The following is a 19,870-nucleotide window of genomic DNA, read 5'->3' as shown; positions in this document are numbered from 1 at the left end:
GCCACTTGGTCAAGGCACTCGCCGACTGGTCCCTCGCGCATCGTGCCGTCATCGCCGAAGCGCGGCACGCGTACGACCGGACCCGTCCCGGCCACGACATCCGCTGACACGAGCAGCCGTCGCCGCGTCGCGCGTCCCGGCCTCGTTCTCACCCGTGACCGGGCGAAGTCCGCCCATTTCCCCGCCGAGGTGTCAGTACCTCCAGGGGCATGCGCGGGACTCCATGCCTCACCCAGCCGGTGACCGGCACGCGACGCCGCGCGGAAGAGCCTGGACAGCGGGACGGACGGCTGCCGAGCGGATCACCGGCGCGGGGTGCCGGGGCCGTCCTCGGCCTCGACGGCCTCGTCCACGCGGCCGGCGACCCAGGCCAGGAACTCCCCCACCGCCCCGGCGGGCAGCGGGAGCGCGTCCTGGCGGGGGCGCTCGAAGCTGCGCAGCGCTTCCGTGAGCAGCGGCCGGAAGCCCGCCTCGGAGGCGGCGACGAACCCGGCCGCCCCACGCTTGGCGAACCAGCGCCCCGTCCGGCAGTACACGACGGAGCGGCAGCCGTTGAGGACCCGGTTGTCGGCCGTGTGCCCCCCGCCCTCGGCGTGTTCCCGTACGGAGGCGCGGAGCGCGGTGAGCACGTCGGCGCGCCGCGGGGCGGCGATCACGTCGCGTACCGGCCTGCCGAACAGCGACAGGCCGGTCTGGTGGGCGACGGAGCGGTCGAGGACGTACCAGAACGCGGGCGCCTCCCCGGCGTCGTGACTGACCCGCTCGGGCAGCAGCGGGCCGGTGTTGAGGTCCATGAGGTACCCGGCCGCACCGGACGGGCGGGCGGCGAAACCGGCCGGGTACACCACCAGCTCCAGGCCGGCGGCGGGACAGTCGAGGGCGGGGTGGGCCAGCGCCCGGGCCAGTCGGGGCGGGGTCTCCCGCGGGAGCGCGCCGTCCACCACGACGGTCACGTCGACGTCACTGCGCCCGTGGCGGTAGTCGCCGAGGGCCAGGGACCCGACGGCCAGGACGCTCACCAGGTGGGGGCCGCAGACGGCACGGGTGCGGTGGACCAGTTCGTCCAGGTAGGCACGGAGCACGGGCGGTACGGGCGTACGGCTCATGAGGGCCGGTGCCGTGCCTCGGCCGTGTGCCGCGGGCCTCAGCTCCACAGTTCGTCGCTGTCGCACACCCGCGCTCCCATGTTGCGCTCCATCATCCGCAGGGCGGCGTCCGCCAGATCCTCGTGGATGTGGGCGACGGCGTCGCGCGGGACGGTCACGTCGAGGTGCCGGATGTGGGCGTCGAGCGAGGAGTACAGGACGCACTGCTCCGTCACCTGGCCGCAGAGCACGAGCCGGTCGACGCCCTGCTGACTGAGCAGGTAACCCAGGGGGGTCTCGAAGAAGATCGAGTGCCGGGCCTTGACGACGAACAGGGACGAGTCGTCCGGCCGCAGTGGTTCCACCAGGTGCGCGTGCGGTCCCGCCAGCGCCTTGTCGAGCAGTTCGCCGTGGTGGGAGCGCCACTCCCCGAAGTTGTCGTTGACGTAGATCACCGGTACGTCCCGCCGCCGTGCCCGTTCGAGCAGGCCGGCGACGACGGGTACGACGGACTCGGCGGACGGGAGCAGGAGCTCGGCGTCCGGATGGTCGTAGGTGTTGATCATGTCGATGACGATCAGCGCGGTTTTGCCCATGCCGGCCGGGTTCCACCTGCGAGGGCGGTCAGACATGCAGGCCCGGTACTTGACAGAGGACATCTCACGTCACAGCCTTTGGCAACGTTGTCATACTGTTTCGGCACCACGGGCGGGCGAAGCCGGTCACGGCTCGCGCGCTGCTTTCTGATGGGACATCACGCTCATGAGGGACCAAGGGACGGGCCGTCCGCAGTGGGTCTCGGTCGACCTGCACGCCGTCCGCCGGATCAGCTGGATCCGGCTCACCTTCGAGGGCGACGCGAGCGAGCCGCTGTTCGCTCCGTCGGCCGGGGACACCCCGGACAGCGGCGCGGCCGCCGAAAGGATCCGGTGGAGCCATCCGCTCGAGTTCGTCGTCGAGACCAGCACCGACCACTGCGCGTGGACGAGCGTCTACCGCACCGCCGCCGGAACCGGCGGGGTGGTGAACATCCAGCCCCTCCGCCCGGTCGAGGGGCGCTGGGTGCGGATGACGTCCCTCCGCCGCTCGAGTTCCCACCCTCTCGGTCTCAGCGGTTTCGAGGTGTACGGGGCCGCCGGGGACAGCCGCCCGGCCGGTGCGGTCCTCGGCGCCCTCCTCGACCGGGGCGGGCTGCGGGGTCCGGCGGTCATCAGGGCCGTCCGGCCCTAGTCCCGGCGTCCGGGGTGCCGGACGATGGGAAAATGATCCACAGCGATGGCTTCCGCGCGCTCGACCGGCAGGAGTGCCTGCGCCTGCTCGCCAAGATGCCGGTCGGCCGCGTCGTCTACACCCGGCAGGCGCTGCCGGCGGTCCTGCCCGTCAACTTCTCACTGGACACGGATTCGGCCGTGGTGCTGTGCACGTCCGCCGCCTCCGACCTGGTGCGGGCGATCGACGGGGTGGTGGTCGCCTTCGAGGCCGACGACTTCCAGGCGGAGCGCCGGGCCGGCTGGAGCGTCGTGGTCACGGGCCGGGCGGCCGTCGTCACGGACCCGGCGGAGCACGAGCGCCTGCTGCGGACCGGCCCCCGGTCGTGGATGCCGATGCACGACGGCGTGTTCATCAGGATCGAGGCCGAGATGGTGACGGGCCGCGAACTCACGGGCGTACCCGGCTGAACCGTGGCCCGGCGCGCGCCGGGCCGGTGGCGGCGCTCCCACGGTCACGGGAGAAGGGCCCTGGCCGGCGCTGTGCCGGTGTGCCGTACGGTACGCCTGTGACCGCCTCCAGCCATGAGAACGCCCCGGGCCGCCACGGCCTCTCCGCCACCGTCGAGGCCGCGCCCCGCGAGGTGGGCCGGGTGCGTACCGAGTACTCACCCGCGCACGACGGCGACCCCGACCCCGGGGAGATCGTCTGGACGTGGGTGCCCTACGAGGAGAACGACGGCCGGGGCAAGGACCGTCCGGTGCTCGTCGTCGCCCGTGAGGCGGGCGGGACGTTCCTCGCCGTGCAGTTGTCCAGCAGACGGCGCGACGGGGACCAGGAGTGGGTGCCGATCGGCAGCGGGCCGTGGGACCGGTCGGGACGCGACTCGTGGGTGGACGTGGACCGGGTGCTGCGACTGCACGAGGAGGGCATGCGCCGGGAGGCCTGCGCCCTGGACCGGATGCGGTTCAACCTCGTGCGTCAGCGGCTGCGGGAGCGCTACGGCTGGAGCTGATACCGGCCGGCTCCGACCGCAGGTCCGCGAGACCCCGTTCGAAGGCGGCGCGGACCGTGCTGCCGCGGGTACGGTCCAGGATGCCGAAGACCACGTGCTCGAAGGCTCCCGAGAAGCGCCCGCCCGGCTCCAGATGGGTCCGGAAGGCCGCCGCCACGTGAGCCGGGTCGTTGCGGAACACACCGCAGCCCCAGGCGCCCAGCACCAGCCGCCGGTAGCCGTGGGCGGCTGCGGTCTCCAGCACCCGCCCGGCCCGTGCCACCAGGGCCCCCGGCACCTCGGCCGCGCGCTCCGGCACGGAGCGCGAGATCACGCCCGCGTTGGGCGCGGGCGAGGTGAGGAATCCGGCCCCGAACGGCTCGTCAAGGAGGCGGCCGCGGTCGTCGCGGAAGACGGGTACCGCCGGTGAGTGGATCACCCGGTCGGAGTAGAACGGGTCCCGGTGCGCACGGTGGTGTTCGTAGAAGCCCGCGGCGCGCAGCAGGCAGGTGTACAGCGCGGAGGCGCGGCACAGCGCCTCCTCCTGGGCCTGCGCGCCGTTGAGGTAGCCACCGCCGGGATTGCGGGCGGAGGCGAAGTTCAGCACGGCCACCCGGTCCGTGAGCCGCCGTGCGGCCTCCAGACTGCTCTCGCCGGTCACCTCGATCCGGGTCACCACCGGACGGAACGCCGGAACGGGGACCGGTTCGGGCCCGAACACCCGCGTTCCGCGGGCGGCGGCCTCGACCGCCGCCGCGACGGACACCTCGTGGCCGCCGGGCGCGCGGTACGCACCGTCCGCGACGATGCGCTCGGTCTCCCGGGCGACACCACGCAGGCGCGCGCTCACGGCGCCACCCCCGTAGCCGCCGTGTTCGCGCACCGCGCGATGTCGCTCGTCGTGCTCATACGGGCATCCTGAGCGATGCTGGTGGAGCGGTGCAACGGAGTTTCCCCCGCTCCGGAGGGTCCGGATGCGGGCGGGAAGACCCCGGTGGCAGGCCGGACGAAAGGATGACCGGACCGGGACGCCCCGCCACGCGCTCTTGTGCCCGGGAACGCGAAGGTTTTGGGTGGACGGGTTGCTGTCGGCCGGGGCCGTGTGGACCTCCGGGCCGGCGACATGGTGGAATCTCAGGAGGATCCCGACATGTCCGATTCGGCACGTGGCTGTACCGAGCCACCTACCGCCGTCACAGAAGCCGAGGTCGACGCCCTGGTACGGGGCATCTGCTTCAAGACCGGACCGCCGCGCCGCCTCGGGGTCGAGGTGGAATGGCTCGTCCACGAGCTGCGGGACCCGCGGCTCCCGGTGTCACCCGAACGACTCGGGGCGGCCTACGCCGCCCTGCGGACCGTGCCCCTGGGATCGGCGCTCACCGTCGAGCCCGGTGGACAGCTCGAGCTGAGTTCGCCGCCGGCCACCTCCCTCACGGAGTGCGTCCGTACCGTCTCCGCCGACCTCGCCGCCGTCCGCGCGGTGCTGCGCCGGGACGGGCTGGCTCTCGTCGGCCTCGGCCACGACCCCTGGCACCCTCCCCGCCGCTTCCTGCGCGAACCGCGCTACGACGCCATGGAGGCCTGTCTCGACCGCGCCAACCCCGCCGGTCGCGCCATGATGTGCTCCTCCGCCTCCGTGCAGGTGTGCGTGGACGCCGGGTACGAGGAGCCCGGCCCACTCGGCCATGTGCGGCGCTGGTGGCTGGCGCACCAGCTGGGCGCGGTCCTGGTCGCCGTGTTCGCCAACTCCCCGCTCGCCGGTGACCGGCCGACCGGCTGGCTGTCCACGCGCCAGTTGCGCTGGGCGCAGATCGGCACCGGCCGGGCGGGCGGCCCCGTTCTGGACGCCGTCCCGCGCGCCGCCTGGGCCCGGCACGTGCTGGACGCGCCCGTGATGTGCGTACGGGACGACGGCGGTCCGTGGCAGGTGCCGCGGGGGCTGACCTTCCGCGAGTGGATCAGGTCCGGCGCACCCAGACCGCCCACCCGGGCGGACCTCGATTACCACGCGACCACGCTGTTCCCGCCGGTCCGGCCGCGCGGACACCTGGAACTGCGCATGATCGACGCGCAGCCCGGGGACGACGGCTGGATCGTGCCGCTGGCCGTCACGACGGCGCTGTTCGACGACCCGGAGGCGGCCGAGACCGCGTACCGGACGGTGAAGCCGCTGGCCGAGCGGACCCACGGCATGCCCGCCCCGCACAATCCGCTCTGGCGGGACGCGGCCCGCGTCGGGCTGGCCGACCCGGAGCTGCGCGACGTGGCCGCCGGCTGTTTCGCGGCGGCGCTGCGCGCCCTGCCCCGGCTCGGCGCCACCACGGAGGTCACCGACGCGGTGGAGGCCTTCCGGGACCGCTACGTCGCCCGCGGCCGCTGCCCCGCCGACGACCTGCTCGACGAACTGCGCGCGACGGCCCGCGGCGCGCGCCCCCCTCACCCGCACGGGAAGGACACCCCCTCATGACGGACCCCGCCCTCGACGCCGAAGCCCTGCGCGAGCGCGCGGTCGCCTCACTGATCACCGCACGGGACCGCACGACGCTGCTCACCAGCTGCGTCGAGGACCCCGACCTGACCGCACAGCACTCGCCGCTGATGTCGCCGCTGGTGTGGGACCTCGCGCACATCGGCAACCAGGAGGAGCAGTGGCTGCTGCGGGCCGTCGCCGGCCACGAGGCGATACGGCCCGAGATCGACGGCCTGTACGACGCCTTCGAGCACCCGCGCGCCGAGCGCCCGAACCTGCCGCTGCTGCCGCCGGAGGAGGCCCGCCGCTACGCCGCCGACGTGCGCGGCCGGGCGCTGGACGTGCTGGAGGGCGCCGCGTTCCACGGGACGCGGCTGACGGAGGCGGGCTTCGCCTTCGGGATGATCGCGCAGCACGAGCAGCAGCACGACGAGACCATGCTGATCACCCATCAGCTGCGCCGCGGCCCGCGGGCCCTGACCGCCCCGGACCCGGAGCCCGTGCCGCTGTTCACGGGCCCGTCGGAGGTCCTCGTACCGGGCGGCCCGTTCACCATGGGCACCTCCGACGAGCCGTGGGCGCTCGACAACGAACGACCCGCGCACCGGCGCGAGGTGGCGCCGTTCCACATCGACACCACCCCGGTGACCAACGCCGCCTACCAGGCGTTCATCGAGGACGGCGGCTACGACGAGCCCCGCTGGTGGACCGCCGGGGGCTGGTCCCACATCCGCCGCAACTCCGTCACGGCGCCGCTGTTCTGGCGGCGGGACGGCCGGCAGTGGCTGCGGCGCCGGTTCGGCGTCACCGAGGTCGTACCGCCCGACGAGCCCGTGCTGCACGTGTGCTGGTACGAGGCCGACGCCTACGCCCGCTGGGCAGGACGCCGGCTGCCCACCGAGGCCGAGTGGGAGAAGGCGGCCCGGTACGACCCGGCCCGCGACCGCTCGATGCGCTACCCGTGGGGCGACGCCGACCCCGGTCCCGAGCACGCCAACCTCGGTCAGCGGCATCTGCGCCCGGCGCCGGCCGGGAGCTATCCGGCCGGAGAGTCGCCGCTCGGGGTACGGCAGTTGATCGGTGACGTGTGGGAGTGGACCTCGAGCGACTTCCTGCCCTACCCGGGGTTCAGGGCCTTCCCGTACAAGGAGTACTCGGAGGTGTTCTTCGGGCCCGAGTACAAGGTGCTGCGCGGCGGTTCGTTCGCCGTGGACCCGGTGGCCTGCCGGGGCACGTTCCGCAACTGGGACCACCCGGTCCGGCGGCAGATCTTCTCCGGGTTCCGCACGGCACGCTCGGAGGACGTCTGATGTGCCGTCATGTGGCGTACGTGGGCCCCGAGCAGCCACTGGGCGAGCTGCTCGTGCGGCCGCCGCACGGTCTGTACCGCCAGTCCTGGGCGCCCCGGCGGCAGCGGTACGGCACGGTCAACGCGGACGGCTTCGGGGTGGGCTGGTACGCGCCGGGGGATCCGGTGCCGGCCCGGTACCGCCGGGCCGGGCCGGTCTGGGCGGACCTGTCGTTCGCTGATCTCGCCCGTGTCGTGCGGACCCGGGCGCTCCTCGCGGCCGTACGGGACGCGACCCTGTCGGGTCCCGACGCGGAGGCCGCCGCGGCCCCGTTCGCGGCCGGGACCTGGCTGTTCAGCCACAACGGCGCGGTGCCGGGCTGGCCGGGTTCGCTCGCGCCACTGGTGTCGTCCCTGTCCGCCGGGGAGGTGCTGTCGCTGGAGGCCCGCAACGACTCCGCGTTCGTGTGGGCGCTGGTGCTCGCCCGGCTGCGGGCCGGCGACGACGAGGGCCAGGCGCTCGCCGAGACGGTCCTGGAGGTCGCCGCGGCGGCCCCGGGGGCCCGGCTCAACCTGCTGCTCACCGACGGGGACACCGTCACCGCGACCGCCTGGGGAGACACGCTGTGGTACCTCACCCGGGCCGGTGGCGGCACCGTCGTGGCGTCCGAACCCTACGACGACGATCCGCACTGGCGCGAGGTCCCCGACCGCACCCTGCTCGCGGCGAACCGCACGGATGTCCTGCTGACCCCGCTCAAGGAGCCCGGCGACGTCCCGACGTCCGCCGGCGCACCCGCACTTCCGAGGGAGCCCCTTACGTGAGTCCGTTCCGTCTCACCCGCACCCTGCCCGAGGACACCACCGGCGCCGCCCTGCGCACCGACGTCCGCGAGGGCCTGACGGCCAGCCCCAGGACGCTGCCGCCCAAGTGGTTCTACGACGCCCGGGGCAGCGAGCTGTTCGAGGAGATCACCGGGCTGCCCGAGTACTACCCGACCCGTGCCGAACGCGAGATCCTGCGCGCCCGCGCCGGTGACATCGCCGCGGCGTCCGGTGCCCGCACCCTGGTCGAGCTGGGTTCCGGGTCCTCGGAGAAGACCCGGTATCTGATCGACGCGCTGACCACGCTGCGCACCTACGTCCCCGTCGACGTCAGTGAGAGTGCCCTGGCGGGGGCCGGACGGGCGCTGACCGCCGAGCGGCCGGGGCTGGAGGTGCACGCGCTGATCGCCGACTTCACCGCCCGGCTGGCGCTGCCCGCGACCCCGGGGCCGCGACTGGTGGCGTTCCTCGGCGGCACCATCGGCAATCTGCTGCCCGCCGAGCGTGCCGCGTTCCTCGCCTCCGTCCGCGCCATGCTCGCCCCGGGTGACGCCCTGCTGCTGGGCACGGACCTGGTGAAGGACGAGCGGGTGCTCGTCCGGGCGTACGACGACGCGGCCGGGGTGACGGCCGCGTTCAACAAGAACGTGCTGCGCGTCATCAACCGGGAGCTGGGCGCCGACTTCGATCCGGACGCCTTCGACCACGTGGCGGCGTGGGACGCCCGGCGCGAATGGATCGAGATGCGGCTGCGCTCCCGTGCCGCCCAGACGGTCAAGATCCCCGCCCTGGAACTCGCCGTGGACTTCGCGGCGGGCGAGGAGCTGCGCACCGAGGTGTCCGCGAAGTTCCGGCAGGAGGGGGTACGCGAGGAACTGTCGGCCGCCGGGCTGGACCTCACCCGGTGGTGGACGGACGAGGAGGGGAGATTCGCCCTGTCGCTCAGCGTCGCCCGCTGAGCCGGGCGGCTCCGGGCGCGTCGCGCCGGCGCCTGTCCGGCGGATCAGGTCGGAGCAAGCCGGCGGTGCTCTGAAGCCCAGGTGAGCGAGGGCTGGTGCGTCCGGCTGCGTGGCGGAGGAGGAGACGGGCGTGCCGGCCCTCACGTCTCCGGCATGATCCGCCGGACAGGCCCTCCACCTAGTCGAAGGCCAGGGCCTCAGTGATGCGGCGTGCGGCGCGCCCGGCCTCCGTCGCCGGGTCGGCTCCGGTGAGCACCTTCGTCATGTACTCCTTGATCGGGTTGTCCGCCTCCACCGCGCTCCACTGGGGTGTGCCGGGGGTCGCCCGGCCCTGGGCGGCTCCGGCCGCCATGGCCGCGACCCCCTCCTCCCCCGCCACCGAATCGGCGAGCCCGGCCTTGTTGGGAACGTAGTTCATGGTGCGGGCCAGATCGGTGTTCCACCGGGCACCGGTGAGCGCGGCGACGACCTCGACGGCGGCGTCCTTGGCGTCGGTGTTCGCCGGGACGACGAGATCGGAGCCGCCGGTGAAGACGGCACCGGGCGTGCCGGCGGTCCTGCCGGGGACGGGGAAGTAGCCCAGCTCGTCCTCCAGGTCCGGGTTCTGCTTGAGGACGGCCCGGGCCAGCCCCGGTACGGCCACGATCTGGGCGACGCGGCCCTCGGCGAACACGCCTGCCTGGGGCGGGTGTTCCTCGTCGGAGTCGACCGGTCCGTCGCCGAGCGCCTGGAGCCGACGGTAGAAGTCCATGCCGCGCAGCGCCGCCGGACTGTCGAGCGCGCCGCGCCACACGCCGTTCCGCTCCTTGGCGAGCTCGCCGCCCTCCTCCCAGATGAAGCCGGCGAGCGTGTACCAGTCCTGTCCGGCGAGGTAGATGCCCTGGTTGCCACCGGTGTCGAGCTTCTCGGTGACGGTGAGCCACTCGTCGCGGGTGCTGGGCGGGGCGGTGATGCCGGCCTGCCGGAAGAGGTCCTTGCGGTAGATGACGACGCGGTTGGCCGCGTACCAGGGGATGCCGTACTGCTGCGATCCCCACTGGCCGGGTTCGGCGAGGCCGGGCAGCCAGTCGTCGCGGCCCCAGTCCCGCAGGGACTCCAGGGTGAGGTCGAGCAGTCCCTCGCCCTCCGCGTAGGTGGAGACCTGGGTGTTGCCGACCTCGATGACGTCGGGTCCGTCCGGCTTCCCGGACTCCAGCGCTTTCTGCACCTTCTCGCCGATGCCGGTCCACTCCTGGATGCGGATGTCGAGGTCGAGCCTCGGGTGCTCGCGCTCGAAGTCCTCGGTGAAGCGGTCCAGGAAGTCCTGGGAGGCGCTGTGCTGCATCAGCCACACGGTGACCGTGCGCCGCTGCGTCCCGCTGTCGGGCATCAGACCACAGCCGCTGAGCAGGGATGCGGACACACAGACGAGGGCGAGCAGACGGCGTCTCACGAGGGACCTGTTTCTGTCTGACGGACAGGGCGGGGCCCGACGTGGGGGGCGAGCGGAAGCTCGGGCGGGTGCCCAGCATCTTGGTATGGACCAATGCGTAGGTCAAGGCCGTGGCGCGAAGAGTGCCGACGCCTCGCGCTCCGCCGCGCGGTAGGGCACGGTGGAGTGACGTGCGACACAGGCGGTGCCGCGAGCAGCCGGGCGGCCCGCCGGGGAGAGGAGCAGCAGCATGTCGGACCACATCTACCGGGTCACGGAGATCGTCGGCACCTCGCCCGCAGGCGTCGACGAGGCCGTGCGCAACGGCATCGAGCGCGCCTCGCAGACGCTGCGCAATCTGGACTGGTTCGAGGTGACCCAGGTGCGCGGCCAGCTCGAGGACGGCCGGGTCGCGCACTGGCAGGTGGGGCTGAAGGTCGGCTTCCGCCTGGAGGAGACGGAGTGAGCGAACCCGGTCGGGTTCAGGTCCGCCCCTCACGCTCCTGAGCGTCCTTCAACTCCCCTGACGGTGCCGTCCAGCGGGCCTGGACGACGGTGAAACCGGCTCGCCGGGCGTCCTGACAGACCAGTTCATCGTCGTCGACCAGGACGCGGACCTCCCGGGTGCGGGCGAGGCGGCGCAGGACGGCCAGCTTGGTGTGGCGGGCGGGCCGCCGGTCGGCGTCGCCGCGCATGTGCACGTCCCCCTCGGGGAGCCCTTGGGCGGCGAGCCAGTCCAGCGTGTCGCGCCGGCAGCGCTCGGGCCGCCCGGTGAGGTAGACGATCTCGCACTCGCGGGCACTCTCCCGCACCAGCGCGACGCCCTCGGCGAGCGGCGGATCCTGCGGCGCGGCGGCGAAGAAGGCGTCCCAGTCGCGCGGCCTGCGCTCCAGGAACCGCTGCCGGTGCACGGTGTCGGCGAGGGTGTTGTCGAGGTCGAACACGGCCAGCGGGCGCTCGTTGCGGTCGGTCACACCGTTCACCTTAGACACCGCGGCGTCAGCGACATCACCGGCACCGGAGCACATCCGCCCCGCTGTCGCCGCCGGCCGTCGTCGCGCGCACCGTCGAAGGAGGGGCCCCCAGCCCGGCGTACTCCATGGTGGCGTCGGCATGTTCCTGACCCATGGGGCCCACGGCCCGCATGACGGTCGCCTCGTACCGACACCCAGGGAAGGGACACACTTCCCTCCTTCATACCCCCTAGGGGTATAGTGTGGTCATCGTCGGAGGGCGGTCCGAGGACCTGCGCCTCTCCGCTGCTCCGACACAGACCGACGTATTCCGACCCTGAGGGAGCACCCATGACCACCCAGACGAACTCCGGATCCTGCTGCTCTTCCGACGGCTCCTGCGGTTCCGGCACCGCGACCGACGTCGCCGGCCCCGGCGTCACGACCGTCTTCAAGGTGTCCGGCATGACGTGCGGTCACTGCGAGGGGGCGGTCTCGCAGGAGATATCCGCTCTGGACGGGGTGACCGCCGTCACGGCCGTGGCCGGGACCGGAGAGGTCACCGTCACCTCCGCCGCCCCGCTCGACGAGGATGCCGTGCGGGCGGCCGTCGACGAGGCCGGTTACGAGCTCGTCGGCCGGGCCTGACACACCCGCCCGGCCGGCCGGCCGGGTCAAGGGCCCCGGTCACGGGGCCGGGACAGAGCGACGCGCCGGTGACCGTGCACCGGCGCGTCGCTCTTCGGGGCCGCGGGGGGCGTCTACTTCCGGCCCGCCCCAGGGGCGTCAGGGCCGTGACGGCCGGTCCCCTCGTCCATCTCGGTCTCGGCTTCTATGCGCTCCTTGCGGACCTGACCGCGGACCGTCTCCTCCTCCGACGTCTCCTCCGTGGTCATCCTGACCCGCTCCACCGGGACCGTCTCGGTCGTCACGACAGGACGCTCCTCGTGCAGGGTGACCTCGTGCTCGGCCTCCGAGATCTCCGGGCCCGACATGGCCTCATCACGGTTGGCGTCCGTGATCGGCTCACGCTCCACGCGCACTTCCTCGTGGCGCACGGGCACGGTCTGCTGGACCTCCTCGGTGACCACGTACTTGCGCAGCCTGGCCCGTCCCGTCTCGCGCCGTTCGACGCCGACGTGCATCTCCTCCTCGGAGCGGGTCATCGCGTCGTCACGCGGTCCGGTGCGGGCTTCACCACGAAGGCCCGCGTGTCCGGCCGTACCGGCCTCACCAGCCGTACCGGGCGCGCCGGGCTCCCGGAACGTGTCGTCACGGCGCCCGGCCGCGCCGGCCGCGCCGGCCGTTCCGGCGGCACCCGCGGCGCCGGCCGTACCCGGTCCGGAGGTCAGCCCGCCTTCTTCCTGGTCGGCGAGGACGGAGTCCCAGTTGATGCCGTAGTAGTCGTACAGGCGCTGCTCCTCGTCCACCGACAGGTGGCCGCCCGCGTCGATGTCGACGTGGGGGGCGTTCTTGATCTTGTCCTTGCGGTAGGGGACCTCGAGGTGGTCCTGCACCAGAGCGGCGTCGCGGATCGGTACGAACGACTCGTTGGAGCCGAACATGCCCGTTTTGACGGTCACCCACTCGGGGCGTCCGCTCGCGTCGTCGAGGAAGACGTGCTTCGCGTCGCCGATCTTGTTGCCGTCCCCGTCGTACACGGGGTGATCCAGCAGGGTCGAGATCTCTTCGCGGGTGATCATCTTGCATCACCCTCCCTTCAGGGTCGCTCCCCTCCGGTTCTCCTGCTCGACCCGCCGAAAACAGTATGAAAGCCACAAACAGCACTTAATTTTCCACAGTGCTCACCAGGGTTCACTGCCTCCCATGCCTCGCCACGGCCTCCGGCTGTGCCGCGCGCGCCAGCGCACGGCGGTCCCCGTGGCGCCCCGGCGGGATGGGCGCCCGCACCTCGACCTCCGCGGTGACGCCACGGGTCGTGGCCACCCGCCACAGCGAGGCGATGAGGGTGTCGTCACCGACGAACGCGGCCGCGGTGGCCGCCCCGCCCCGCGGATCGCGGTAGCGGATGCGGACCGGCTGCACCGCGACCCCGGCGTCCAGGGCCGCCTGGAAGACCGCGCGGCGAAAGGTGCCCCGGGCCCGGCCGCACCAGGTGCTGCCCTCCGGGAACGCCGCGACCGCCGCACCGCCGCGCAGGACCCCGGCGAGAGCGGCGACCGTGTCCGGCAGGGCGCGCAGCCGGGCGCGGTCGATGAACAGCACGCCGCCGCACGCGGCGAGCGCCCCCGCCACGGGCCAGCGGCGCACCTCCGACTTGGCCAGCATGTGAGCCGGACGAACCGCGGCGAGCAGCGGTACGTCCAGCCAGGAGATGTGGTTGGCGACGAGCAGCAGTCCGCCGGTGGGCGCGGCGGCGCCGGTGATCCTGACCCGGACCCCGGCGGCCCGCGCGATCCAGCGGCACCAGCGGCGCACCGCACCCGCCGGGATCCACCGCCCGAGCGGCAGCAGCGCGGTCCCGGCGACCAGCAGGAGCCCGACCGCGGCCAGCCGCAGCACGGCCAGCGGTACGGCCGCCGCGGTCGCCGTGGGGTCGACGCAGCCCCGCGGGGTGCAGGGCGCGCCCGGCAGCCAGACGCTCACCGGGCCGGGACGAGGGAGAGGAAGTGACGCAGGTAGCGGGGGTTGATCCGGTTCATCGGCAGCAGCACGTAGAGGTCGGCGACGCCGAACTCCACGTCGTGGGCGGGTTCCCCGCAGACCCAGGCACCGAGGCGGAGGTAGCCGCGTAGCAGGGCGGGCAGGTCGGCGGCGGCGGCCGCAGAGGCCGCGGTGGCCGCTGTGGCCGCTGTGGCCGCCCCCGACGGCCGCCAGGGCAGCAGCGGGCGCACCCGGTACTCCTCGGGCGCGAGGTGCCCGGCCCGCACGCGGTCCCAGGTGGCGGAGGCGAGCGCGCCCCCGTCGGCGAGCGGGACGGAGCAGCAGCCGGCCAGCCAGGCGTGTCCGTGGTCGGTCATGTAGCGGGCGATTCCGGCCCAGATGAGGCCGATGACCGCCCCGTGACGGTGGTCGGGGTGCACGCAGGAGCGGCCGGCCTCGACGAGCGACGGCCGTATCGCGTCGAGCCCCGACAGGTCGAACTCCCCCTCCGCGTACAGCCGTCCGGCGATCCCGGCGCGCTCCGGCGGCAGCAGCCGGTACGTTCCGACGACCTGCCCGCTCGTCTCCTCACGCACAAGCAGGTGGTCGCAGTAGGCGTCGAAGGGGTCGACGTCCAGCCCCGGCTGCGGGCCGGACAGCAGGGCGCCCATCTCCCCCGCGAAGACGTCGTACCGCAGCCGCTGGGCGGCGCGCACGTCCTCCTCGTCGCGGGCCAGGGTGACGGTGTAGCGGGTGGGTGCGGTGGGCTGCGGAGGGTGGTCGACGGTCAGCACGCCGGTCATGGCTCTCTCCTGGTCACGCGCCGGAGCGGGAGGGGGGACACCCCAGTTCTCCCGACCCGGGTTGGCGTGCACGTGACCGGAGCCGGGAGCAGGGGTGTGGAGATGCTGAATGACCGGAGCGGGAAGCGAGACGGGGCCGGAAGGAGCACCTCTCCCGGCCCCGCCCGTCCGCACCTTCCGGCAGACGTTCACTGAAGCGCCCCACAGGGGCGCGGGGAACTGCGCGGCAAGCCACATGCCGCCCGCAGCCGAGCCTCGATCCGCCGCCGCACGGCGCTACCGCTTCGCCGCCTTGCGAGTGGCCCGCAGCCATTCCTTGTTCATTCCCGTGATGGAGGTCAGCGGAATGCCCTTCGGGCAGGCGGTGGCGCACTCTCCGGCCAGGGTGCACCCCCCGAACCCCTCTTCGTCCATCTGCGCCACCATGTCCAGCACCCGGGTCTCGCGTTCGGGCGCCCCCTGCGGCAGCACGTTGAGGTGATTCACCTTCGCGGAGGTGAAGAGCATCGCCGCCCCGTTGGGGCACGCCGCGACACACGCCCCGCATCCGATGCACTCGGCGTGCTCGAACGCCAGGTCCGCGTCCGGCTTCGGCACCGGCGTCGCGTGCGCCTCCGGCGCGGAGCCCGTCGGCGCCGTGATGTAGCCGCCGGCCTGGACGATGCGGTCGAAGGCCGACCGGTCGACCACCAGATCCTTCACGACCGGGAAGGCGGACGCCCGCCACGGTTCGACGTCGATGGTGTCGCCGTCCTCGAAGGACCGCATGTGCAGCTGGCAGGTGGTCGTGCGCTCGGGCCCGTGGGCGTCACCGTTGATGACGAGCGAGCAGGCACCGCAGATGCCCTCGCGGCAGTCGTGGTCGAAGGCGACCGGGTCCTCGCCCTTGAGGATGAGCTCCTCGTTGAGGGTGTCGAGCATCTCCAGGAAGGACATGTCGGGCGAGATGCCGTCCACCTCGTACGTGGACATGGCGCCGTCGGCATCGGCGTTCTTCTGCCGCCAGACGCGCAGGGTGAGCTTCATGCGTAGCTCCGCTGAGTGGGGTGGACGTACTCGAAGACAAGGTCTTCCTTGTGCAGGACGGGAGCCTCGCCGGTGCCGGTGAACTGCCAGGCGGCGGCGTAGGAGAACTCCTCGTCCTTACGGGCGGCCTCGCCGTCCGGGGTCTGGGACTCCTCACGGAAGTGGCCGCCGCAGGACTCGGAGCGGTGCAGTGCGTCGAGGCACATCAGCTCCGCGAGTTCCAGGTAGTCCACGATGCGGTTGGCCTTCTCCAGTGACTGGTTGAACTCCTCACCGGTGCCGGGGACCTTGATGCGCCGCCAGAACTCCTCACGGATCTGCGGGATGCGTTCCAGCGCCTTGCGCAGTCCCGAGTCGGTGCGAGCCATGCCGCAGAACTCCCACATGAGTTCGCCGACCTCGCGGTGGAAGGAGTCGGGGGTGCGGTCGCCGTCGACCGACAGGAGCCGGCCGAGACGGTCCTGGGTCTCGGCCAGCACCTCCCGCACCACCGGATGGTCGTGGGTCACCTCGTCCCGGTGCGGGTTGCGGGCCAGGTAGTCGTTGATGGTGGCCGGGAGCACGAAGTAGCCGTCGGCCAGGCCCTGCATGAGCGCGGAGGCACCGAGCCGGTTGGCACCGTGGTCGGAGAAGTTGGCCTCGCCGATCGCGAACAGGCCCGGGACGGTGGTCTGGAGGTCGTAGTCGACCCACAGGCCGCCCATCGTGTAGTGCACGGCCGGGTAGATCCGCATCGGCACCTGGTACGGATCCTCGTCGGTGATGCGCTGGTACATGTCGAAGAGGTTGCCGTACTTGGCCTCGACGGCCCCCCGGCCCATCCGCCGGATGGCGTCGGCGAAGTCGAGGTAGACGCCCTGGCCGCCGGGGCCCACGCCCCTGCCCTCGTCGCAGACGTTCTTCGCGGCCCGGGAGGCGATGTCGCGCGGGACGAGGTTGCCGAAGGAGGGGTAGACGCGCTCCAGGTAGTAGTCGCGCTCGTCCTCGGGGATCCGGTGAGGCGGTCGGGTGTCGCCCTTGGCCTTCGGTACCCAGATCCGGCCGTCGTTGCGCAGCGACTCGCTCATCAGCGTCAGCTTGGACTGGTGGTCGCCGGTGCGCGGGACGCAGGTCGGGTGGATCTGGGTGAAGCAGGGGTTGGCGAAGTACGCGCCGCGCCGGTGCGCCCGCCAGATCGCGGTGGCGTTGGAGTTCATGGCGTTCGTCGACAGGTAGAAGACGTTGCCGTAACCGCCGGTGGCGAGGACGACGGCGTCCGCGAAGTACGTGTCGATCTTCCCGGTGATCAGGTCCCGGGCGACGATGCCGCGGGCCCGCCCGTCGACGACGACGAGGTCGAGCATCTCGGTGCGCGGGTGCATCTCGACGTTGCCGGCGGCGATCTGGCGCGACAGGGCCTGGTAGGCGCCGAGGAGGAGCTGCTGGCCCGTCTGGCCGCGCGCGTAGAAGGTGCGGGAGACCTGGACGCCGCCGAAGGAACGGGTGTCGAGCAGTCCGCCGTACTCGCGGGCGAAGGGCACGCCCTGGGCCACGCACTGGTCGATGATCTCGACGGAGATCTGTGCGAGGCGGTGGACGTTGGACTCGCGGGAGCGGAAGTCGCCGCCCTTGACGGTGTCGTAGAACAGACGGTGGACGGAGTCGCCGTCGTTGCGGTAGTTCTTCGCCGCGTTGATGCCGCCCTGCGCGGCGATGGAGTGGGCGCGGCGCGGGGAGTCCTGGTAGCAGAACTGGACGACGCGGTAGCCCTGTTCGGCCAGCGTGGCACCGGCGGAGCCGCCGGCGAGGCCGGTGCCGACGACGATGACGGTCTTGCCCCGGCGGTTGGCGGGGTTGACCAGCTTGGCCTCGAAGCGGCGCTTGTCCCAGCGCTCGTGGACCGGGCCCGCGGGGGCCTTGGTGTCGGCGACCGGCTCGCCGGTCGCGTACGCGGTGTAGGAAGTCATGGTCAGCTCACCACTCCGGTCATGACGGCCACGGGGACGGCGAGGAAGCCGGCCGTGAGCAGCAGCGCGAGGGCATTGGCGGTGGTCTTGAGGGCGCGGTCGCGGGCGCGGCTGCCGACGCCGAGGGTCTGGGCGGCGCTCCAGAAGCCGTGCCGGACGTGCAGGCCGACGGCGAGCATCGCGACGATGTAGATGACGTTGCCGTACCAGGTGGAGAAGGTGTCCACGACGTTCTGGTACGGCTTGCCCGTCTCGAAGCCGCCGGAGTGCACGGTGCCGGTGGTCAGGTCGAGGAGGTGCCAGACGATGAACAGGGCGAGGATGACGCCGCCCCAGCGCATGGTCCGTGTGGCGTAACTGGCGCGCGGCTTCTTGTGCACGTACTTGCTGGGGCGCGCCCTGATGTCGCGGCGGCTGAGCTGGTAGGCGGAGACGCCGTGGGCGACCACGGCGACGACGAGGACGACGCGGACGATCCACAGCGTCCACTCCTCGTGCATGAACGGTTCGCCGACCGTGCGCAGCCAGTGGGCGTAGTGGTTGAACTCGCCGGCCCCGAAGAAGATCTTCAGGTTCCCGATCATGTGGACGACCAGGTACAGCAGCATGATGAGGCCGCTGACCGCCATCACCGTCTTCTTGCCGACGGTCGAGTCCCATATGGTGCGTGCCATGGACGGCCGTCGGTCCGTCCGCGTTGCCAGAGCCATACCACCAGACGCTAGGGCCGAAGGGCCCCATCGGTCCAAGACATGGTCCGGCTCGTTTCGATAGGGGCAGCCTATGCTGGGACCATGCAGTTCCAGCAGCTCCAGTACTTCGTGGCCGTCGCCGAGACCCGGCACTTCACCCGGGCCGCGGAACGGGTCCATGTCGCACAGCCGTCGCTGTCACAGCAGATCAAGGCGCTGGAACGGGAGCTGGGGGCGGATCTGTTCCGGCGGGCCCGCGGGAACATCACGCTGACCGACGCGGGCGAGGCACTGCTGCCCCTGGCTCGGCGCATCCTGGCCGACGCGGACACCGCGCGGCACGAGGTGCAGGAGGTGGCGCAGCTGCGCAGCGGGCGGGTGCGGCTGGGGGCGACGCCGAGCCTGTGCACCGGTCTGCTGCCGGACGTGCTGCGCGCGTTCCACGACCGGTATCCGGGCGTGCGGCTGCTGGTCGAGGAGGGCGGCTCGCACGATCTGGTGCGGGAGCTGGCCCGCGGTGCCCTGGATCTCGCCCTGCTCGTCCTGCCGCTGCCGACGCCGTCGCCCGCGCTGACCACGGTGGAGCTGCTGCGGGAGGACCTGGTGGTGGTGTCCTCGCCGGACGTCCCCCGGCCGGGTCGGGGCCGGCGCGCCGTGCGCATCGCCGACTTGGAGGGGGAGCGGCTGGTGATGTTCCGGCACGGTTACGACCTGCGTGAGCTGACCGTGGCCGCGTGCCGGGCGGAGGGGTTCGAGCCGGAGTTCGCGGTGGAGGGTGGCGAGATGGACGCGGTGCTGGGGTTCGTGCGGGCGGGGCTGGGGGTGGCGGTGGTACCGCGGATGGTGGCCGCGCGGTCGGGGCACGGGCTGCGGGTGGCGCCGCTGGCCCGGCCGGGCCTGTACCGGACGATCGCCCTGGCCCACCGCAGTGACGTGGCTCCGCCCCGGGCGGCGCGGGAGTTGCAGCGGATGCTGCTGGAACGCTGACGCGGGTGTGCGCGGGGTGTTCCCGCAGCCCGCCGCCCCTTCCCGTCCCGTCCATGGGGGCTCCGCCCCCATACCCCCGTTCTGCACAGTTCCCCGCGCCCCTCAAGAGGTTGGTGTGCCCTGGTGGTAGTACATGCGCCAGCCCGTGTGGTCGTCCTGCTTGCGCCACAGGGAACTACGGAGGGCTCGGCGCCCGTCGAAGAGTGTCTCGTAGGTGAGATGCACCAGGTTCGGGGCCAGCAGGACGCCGGTGATGTCCGACGGCTCGTAGACGGGGCCGTCCACCGAGCTGCCCGGGTGGTCGTGCAGCTCGGCGATCATCTCCGCGTACGTGTGGCGTCGGCCCGAGGCGCCCACCTCGGTGAACTCCGGATCCAGCAGACGCACCACCTCGGCACGCGAGGACCGCACGGCCGGGTCCATCAACCGCAACTCCCCCTCGACCGCCGCCCTCACCGCATCCGGCTCCCGGTCCGTATCCACCTGACTCTCTCCGTCCGACGTGACTGCGTCTTCCAGGGGCGCGGGCCGGCACATGTGCGGCTCCGCCGCGTGGGCGCGACCAGCCGCAACCGGCCCGCAGCCGCCGTGCGACCCCACGCCGGGCCCATGAGGCGG

22 protein-coding genes and 1 pseudogene are annotated in these 19,870 nt (G+C 72.6%); 11 read left to right on the top strand and 12 right to left on the bottom strand.

Features of this window, described 5'->3' with window-relative positions:
- Positions 1–2: 2 nt before the first annotated feature.
- A pseudogene (locus BU52_RS33210) lies at positions 3–107 on the top strand (winged helix-turn-helix transcriptional regulator); the annotation flags it as partial.
- Between the two features lie 195 nt (positions 108–302).
- On the opposite strand, the gene BU52_RS03905 reads toward BU52_RS33210, so the two are convergent.
- Entirely contained in the window at positions 303–1,106 is an 804-nt protein-coding gene (locus BU52_RS03905; protein WP_037928833.1) for an aminoglycoside adenylyltransferase domain-containing protein, read from the bottom strand.
- Between the two features lie 38 nt (positions 1,107–1,144).
- On the bottom strand, positions 1,145–1,681 hold the full coding sequence (locus BU52_RS03900; protein ID WP_037928120.1) for a cysteine hydrolase family protein: 537 nt from the start codon (positions 1,679–1,681) through the stop codon (positions 1,145–1,147).
- Positions 1,682–1,847: 166 nt separating this feature from the next.
- Here BU52_RS03900 and BU52_RS03895 point away from each other — a divergent pair, with 166 nt between their 5' ends.
- The 3 genes from BU52_RS03895 to BU52_RS03885 all read left to right on the top strand — a co-directional run bounded on the left by BU52_RS03895 (position 1,848) and on the right by BU52_RS03885 (position 3,309).
- Complete coding sequence (locus tag BU52_RS03895; RefSeq protein ID WP_037928117.1) at positions 1,848–2,315, top strand: discoidin domain-containing protein; 468 nt, start codon at positions 1,848–1,850, stop codon at positions 2,313–2,315.
- 32 nt (positions 2,316–2,347) lie between these two features.
- Entirely contained in the window at positions 2,348–2,764 is a 417-nt protein-coding gene (locus tag BU52_RS03890) for a pyridoxamine 5'-phosphate oxidase family protein (protein WP_037928114.1), read from the top strand.
- 98 nt (positions 2,765–2,862) lie between these two features.
- Positions 2,863–3,309, top strand: a complete 447-nt coding sequence (locus tag BU52_RS03885) for a type II toxin-antitoxin system PemK/MazF family toxin (RefSeq protein WP_037928111.1) — start codon at positions 2,863–2,865, stop codon at positions 3,307–3,309.
- On the opposite strand, the gene BU52_RS03880 is transcribed toward BU52_RS03885, so the two are convergent.
- Positions 3,263–4,138, bottom strand: coding sequence for a TIGR02452 family protein (locus tag BU52_RS03880; RefSeq protein WP_037928830.1), 876 nt, complete (start codon positions 4,136–4,138; stop codon positions 3,263–3,265). The two genes, BU52_RS03885 and BU52_RS03880, sit on opposite strands and share 47 nt — an antisense overlap.
- Positions 4,139–4,438: 300 nt before the next feature.
- Here BU52_RS03880 and egtA point away from each other — a divergent pair, with 300 nt between their 5' ends.
- Genes egtA through egtD form a run of 4 tightly spaced genes read left to right on the top strand, consistent with a single transcriptional unit; the run spans position 4,439 to position 8,830 of the window.
- Positions 4,439–5,755, top strand: coding sequence for an ergothioneine biosynthesis glutamate--cysteine ligase EgtA (egtA, locus tag BU52_RS03875; RefSeq protein WP_037928827.1), 1,317 nt, complete (start codon positions 4,439–4,441; stop codon positions 5,753–5,755).
- A complete protein-coding gene (egtB, locus tag BU52_RS03870) occupies positions 5,752–7,068 on the top strand; it encodes an ergothioneine biosynthesis protein EgtB (protein WP_037928109.1) in 1,317 nt (438 codons plus the stop codon). Before egtA ends, egtB begins: the two co-directional genes overlap by 4 nt.
- Positions 7,068–7,871, top strand: a complete 804-nt coding sequence (gene egtC, locus BU52_RS03865) for an ergothioneine biosynthesis protein EgtC (protein ID WP_037928106.1) — start codon at positions 7,068–7,070, stop codon at positions 7,869–7,871. The genes egtB and egtC overlap by 1 nt, the downstream gene beginning before the upstream one ends.
- Complete coding sequence (gene egtD / locus BU52_RS03860; RefSeq protein ID WP_037928103.1) at positions 7,868–8,830, top strand: L-histidine N(alpha)-methyltransferase; 963 nt, start codon at positions 7,868–7,870, stop codon at positions 8,828–8,830. The genes egtC and egtD overlap by 4 nt, the downstream gene beginning before the upstream one ends.
- Before the next feature lie 178 nt (positions 8,831–9,008).
- Here egtD and BU52_RS03855 read toward each other — a convergent pair whose 3' ends face one another.
- Positions 9,009–10,262 carry an extracellular solute-binding protein gene (locus BU52_RS03855; protein WP_037928100.1) on the bottom strand — a complete coding sequence of 418 codons (1,254 nt, stop codon included), beginning with the start codon at positions 10,260–10,262 and terminating at the stop codon, positions 9,009–9,011.
- 229 nt (positions 10,263–10,491) lie between these two features.
- Between BU52_RS03855 and BU52_RS03850 the strand changes: the two genes are divergently transcribed.
- Complete coding sequence (locus BU52_RS03850; protein WP_037928097.1) at positions 10,492–10,707, top strand: dodecin; 216 nt, start codon at positions 10,492–10,494, stop codon at positions 10,705–10,707.
- 16 nt (positions 10,708–10,723) lie between these two features.
- Here BU52_RS03850 and BU52_RS03845 read toward each other — a convergent pair whose 3' ends face one another.
- Entirely contained in the window at positions 10,724–11,215 is a 492-nt protein-coding gene (locus BU52_RS03845) for a phosphatase domain-containing protein (protein ID WP_037928094.1), read from the bottom strand.
- A 330-nt stretch (positions 11,216–11,545) separates the two neighbouring features.
- Between BU52_RS03845 and BU52_RS03840 the strand changes: the two genes are divergently transcribed.
- A complete protein-coding gene (locus BU52_RS03840; protein ID WP_037928091.1) occupies positions 11,546–11,842 on the top strand; it encodes a heavy-metal-associated domain-containing protein in 297 nt (98 codons plus the stop codon).
- Between the two features lie 113 nt (positions 11,843–11,955).
- On the opposite strand, the gene BU52_RS03835 is transcribed toward BU52_RS03840, so the two are convergent.
- The 6 genes from BU52_RS03835 to BU52_RS03810 all read right to left on the bottom strand — a co-directional run bounded on the left by BU52_RS03835 (position 11,956) and on the right by BU52_RS03810 (position 18,283).
- Positions 11,956–12,897 carry a DUF2382 domain-containing protein gene (locus BU52_RS03835; protein WP_037928089.1) on the bottom strand — a complete coding sequence of 314 codons (942 nt, stop codon included), beginning with the start codon at positions 12,895–12,897 and terminating at the stop codon, positions 11,956–11,958.
- Between the two features lie 112 nt (positions 12,898–13,009).
- Complete coding sequence (locus BU52_RS03830; protein ID WP_037928085.1) at positions 13,010–13,801, bottom strand: lysophospholipid acyltransferase family protein; 792 nt, start codon at positions 13,799–13,801, stop codon at positions 13,010–13,012.
- Positions 13,798–14,601 (bottom strand): GNAT family N-acetyltransferase, encoded by an 804-nt coding sequence (locus BU52_RS03825; protein ID WP_037928083.1) that lies wholly within the window; start codon positions 14,599–14,601, stop codon positions 13,798–13,800. Before BU52_RS03825 ends, BU52_RS03830 begins: the two co-directional genes overlap by 4 nt.
- Before the next feature lie 276 nt (positions 14,602–14,877).
- Positions 14,878–15,627, bottom strand: a complete 750-nt coding sequence (locus tag BU52_RS03820; protein WP_037928080.1) for a succinate dehydrogenase/fumarate reductase iron-sulfur subunit — start codon at positions 15,625–15,627, stop codon at positions 14,878–14,880.
- Positions 15,624–17,573 (bottom strand): fumarate reductase/succinate dehydrogenase flavoprotein subunit, encoded by a 1,950-nt coding sequence (locus BU52_RS03815; protein ID WP_037928078.1) that lies wholly within the window; start codon positions 17,571–17,573, stop codon positions 15,624–15,626. Before BU52_RS03815 ends, BU52_RS03820 begins: the two co-directional genes overlap by 4 nt.
- Before the next feature lie 2 nt (positions 17,574–17,575).
- Complete coding sequence (locus BU52_RS03810) at positions 17,576–18,283, bottom strand: succinate dehydrogenase (RefSeq protein ID WP_078903106.1); 708 nt, start codon at positions 18,281–18,283, stop codon at positions 17,576–17,578.
- 84 nt (positions 18,284–18,367) lie between these two features.
- On the opposite strand from BU52_RS03810, the gene BU52_RS03805 reads away from it, so the two are divergent.
- On the top strand, positions 18,368–19,252 hold the full coding sequence (locus tag BU52_RS03805) for a LysR family transcriptional regulator (RefSeq protein WP_037928073.1): 885 nt from the start codon (positions 18,368–18,370) through the stop codon (positions 19,250–19,252).
- Positions 19,253–19,354: 102 nt separating this feature from the next.
- Here BU52_RS03805 and BU52_RS03800 read toward each other — a convergent pair whose 3' ends face one another.
- On the bottom strand, positions 19,355–19,675 hold the full coding sequence (locus tag BU52_RS03800; RefSeq protein ID WP_051857893.1) for a nuclear transport factor 2 family protein: 321 nt from the start codon (positions 19,673–19,675) through the stop codon (positions 19,355–19,357).
- Between the last annotated feature and the right edge of the window lie 195 nt (positions 19,676–19,870).

Source organism: Streptomyces toyocaensis, from assembly GCF_000725125.1.
In the GTDB taxonomy this organism is placed as follows: domain Bacteria; phylum Actinomycetota; class Actinomycetes; order Streptomycetales; family Streptomycetaceae; genus Streptomyces; species Streptomyces toyocaensis.
This window is presented reverse-complemented; position numbering and strand designations above follow the sequence as displayed.

Bases quoted from the DNA above. Each gene is read 5' to 3' on its own strand.
- BU52_RS03905 (WP_037928833.1), bottom strand. From the start codon at position 1,106: ATGAGCCGTACGCCCGTACCGCCCGTGCTCCGTGCCTACCTGGACGAA.
- BU52_RS03900 (WP_037928120.1), bottom strand. From the start codon at position 1,681: ATGGGCAAAACCGCGCTGATCGTCATCGACATGATCAACACCTACGAC.
- BU52_RS03895 (WP_037928117.1), top strand. From the start codon at position 1,848: ATGAGGGACCAAGGGACGGGCCGTCCGCAGTGGGTCTCGGTCGACCTG.
- BU52_RS03890 (WP_037928114.1), top strand. From the start codon at position 2,348: ATGATCCACAGCGATGGCTTCCGCGCGCTCGACCGGCAGGAGTGCCTG.
- egtA (WP_037928827.1), top strand. From the start codon at position 4,439: ATGTCCGATTCGGCACGTGGCTGTACCGAGCCACCTACCGCCGTCACA.
- egtB (WP_037928109.1), top strand. From the start codon at position 5,752: ATGACGGACCCCGCCCTCGACGCCGAAGCCCTGCGCGAGCGCGCGGTC.
- egtC (WP_037928106.1), top strand. From the start codon at position 7,068: ATGTGCCGTCATGTGGCGTACGTGGGCCCCGAGCAGCCACTGGGCGAG.
- BU52_RS03850 (WP_037928097.1), top strand. From the start codon at position 10,492: ATGTCGGACCACATCTACCGGGTCACGGAGATCGTCGGCACCTCGCCC.
- BU52_RS03840 (WP_037928091.1), top strand. From the start codon at position 11,546: ATGACCACCCAGACGAACTCCGGATCCTGCTGCTCTTCCGACGGCTCC.
- BU52_RS03835 (WP_037928089.1), bottom strand. From the start codon at position 12,897: ATGATCACCCGCGAAGAGATCTCGACCCTGCTGGATCACCCCGTGTAC.
- BU52_RS03825 (WP_037928083.1), bottom strand. From the start codon at position 14,601: ATGACCGGCGTGCTGACCGTCGACCACCCTCCGCAGCCCACCGCACCC.
- BU52_RS03820 (WP_037928080.1), bottom strand. From the start codon at position 15,627: ATGAAGCTCACCCTGCGCGTCTGGCGGCAGAAGAACGCCGATGCCGAC.
- BU52_RS03815 (WP_037928078.1), bottom strand. From the start codon at position 17,573: ATGACTTCCTACACCGCGTACGCGACCGGCGAGCCGGTCGCCGACACC.
- BU52_RS03810 (WP_078903106.1), bottom strand. From the start codon at position 18,283: ATGGCTCTGGCAACGCGGACGGACCGACGGCCGTCCATGGCACGCACC.
- BU52_RS03805 (WP_037928073.1), top strand. From the start codon at position 18,368: ATGCAGTTCCAGCAGCTCCAGTACTTCGTGGCCGTCGCCGAGACCCGG.
- BU52_RS03800 (WP_051857893.1), bottom strand. From the start codon at position 19,675: ATGGACCCGGCCGTGCGGTCCTCGCGTGCCGAGGTGGTGCGTCTGCTG.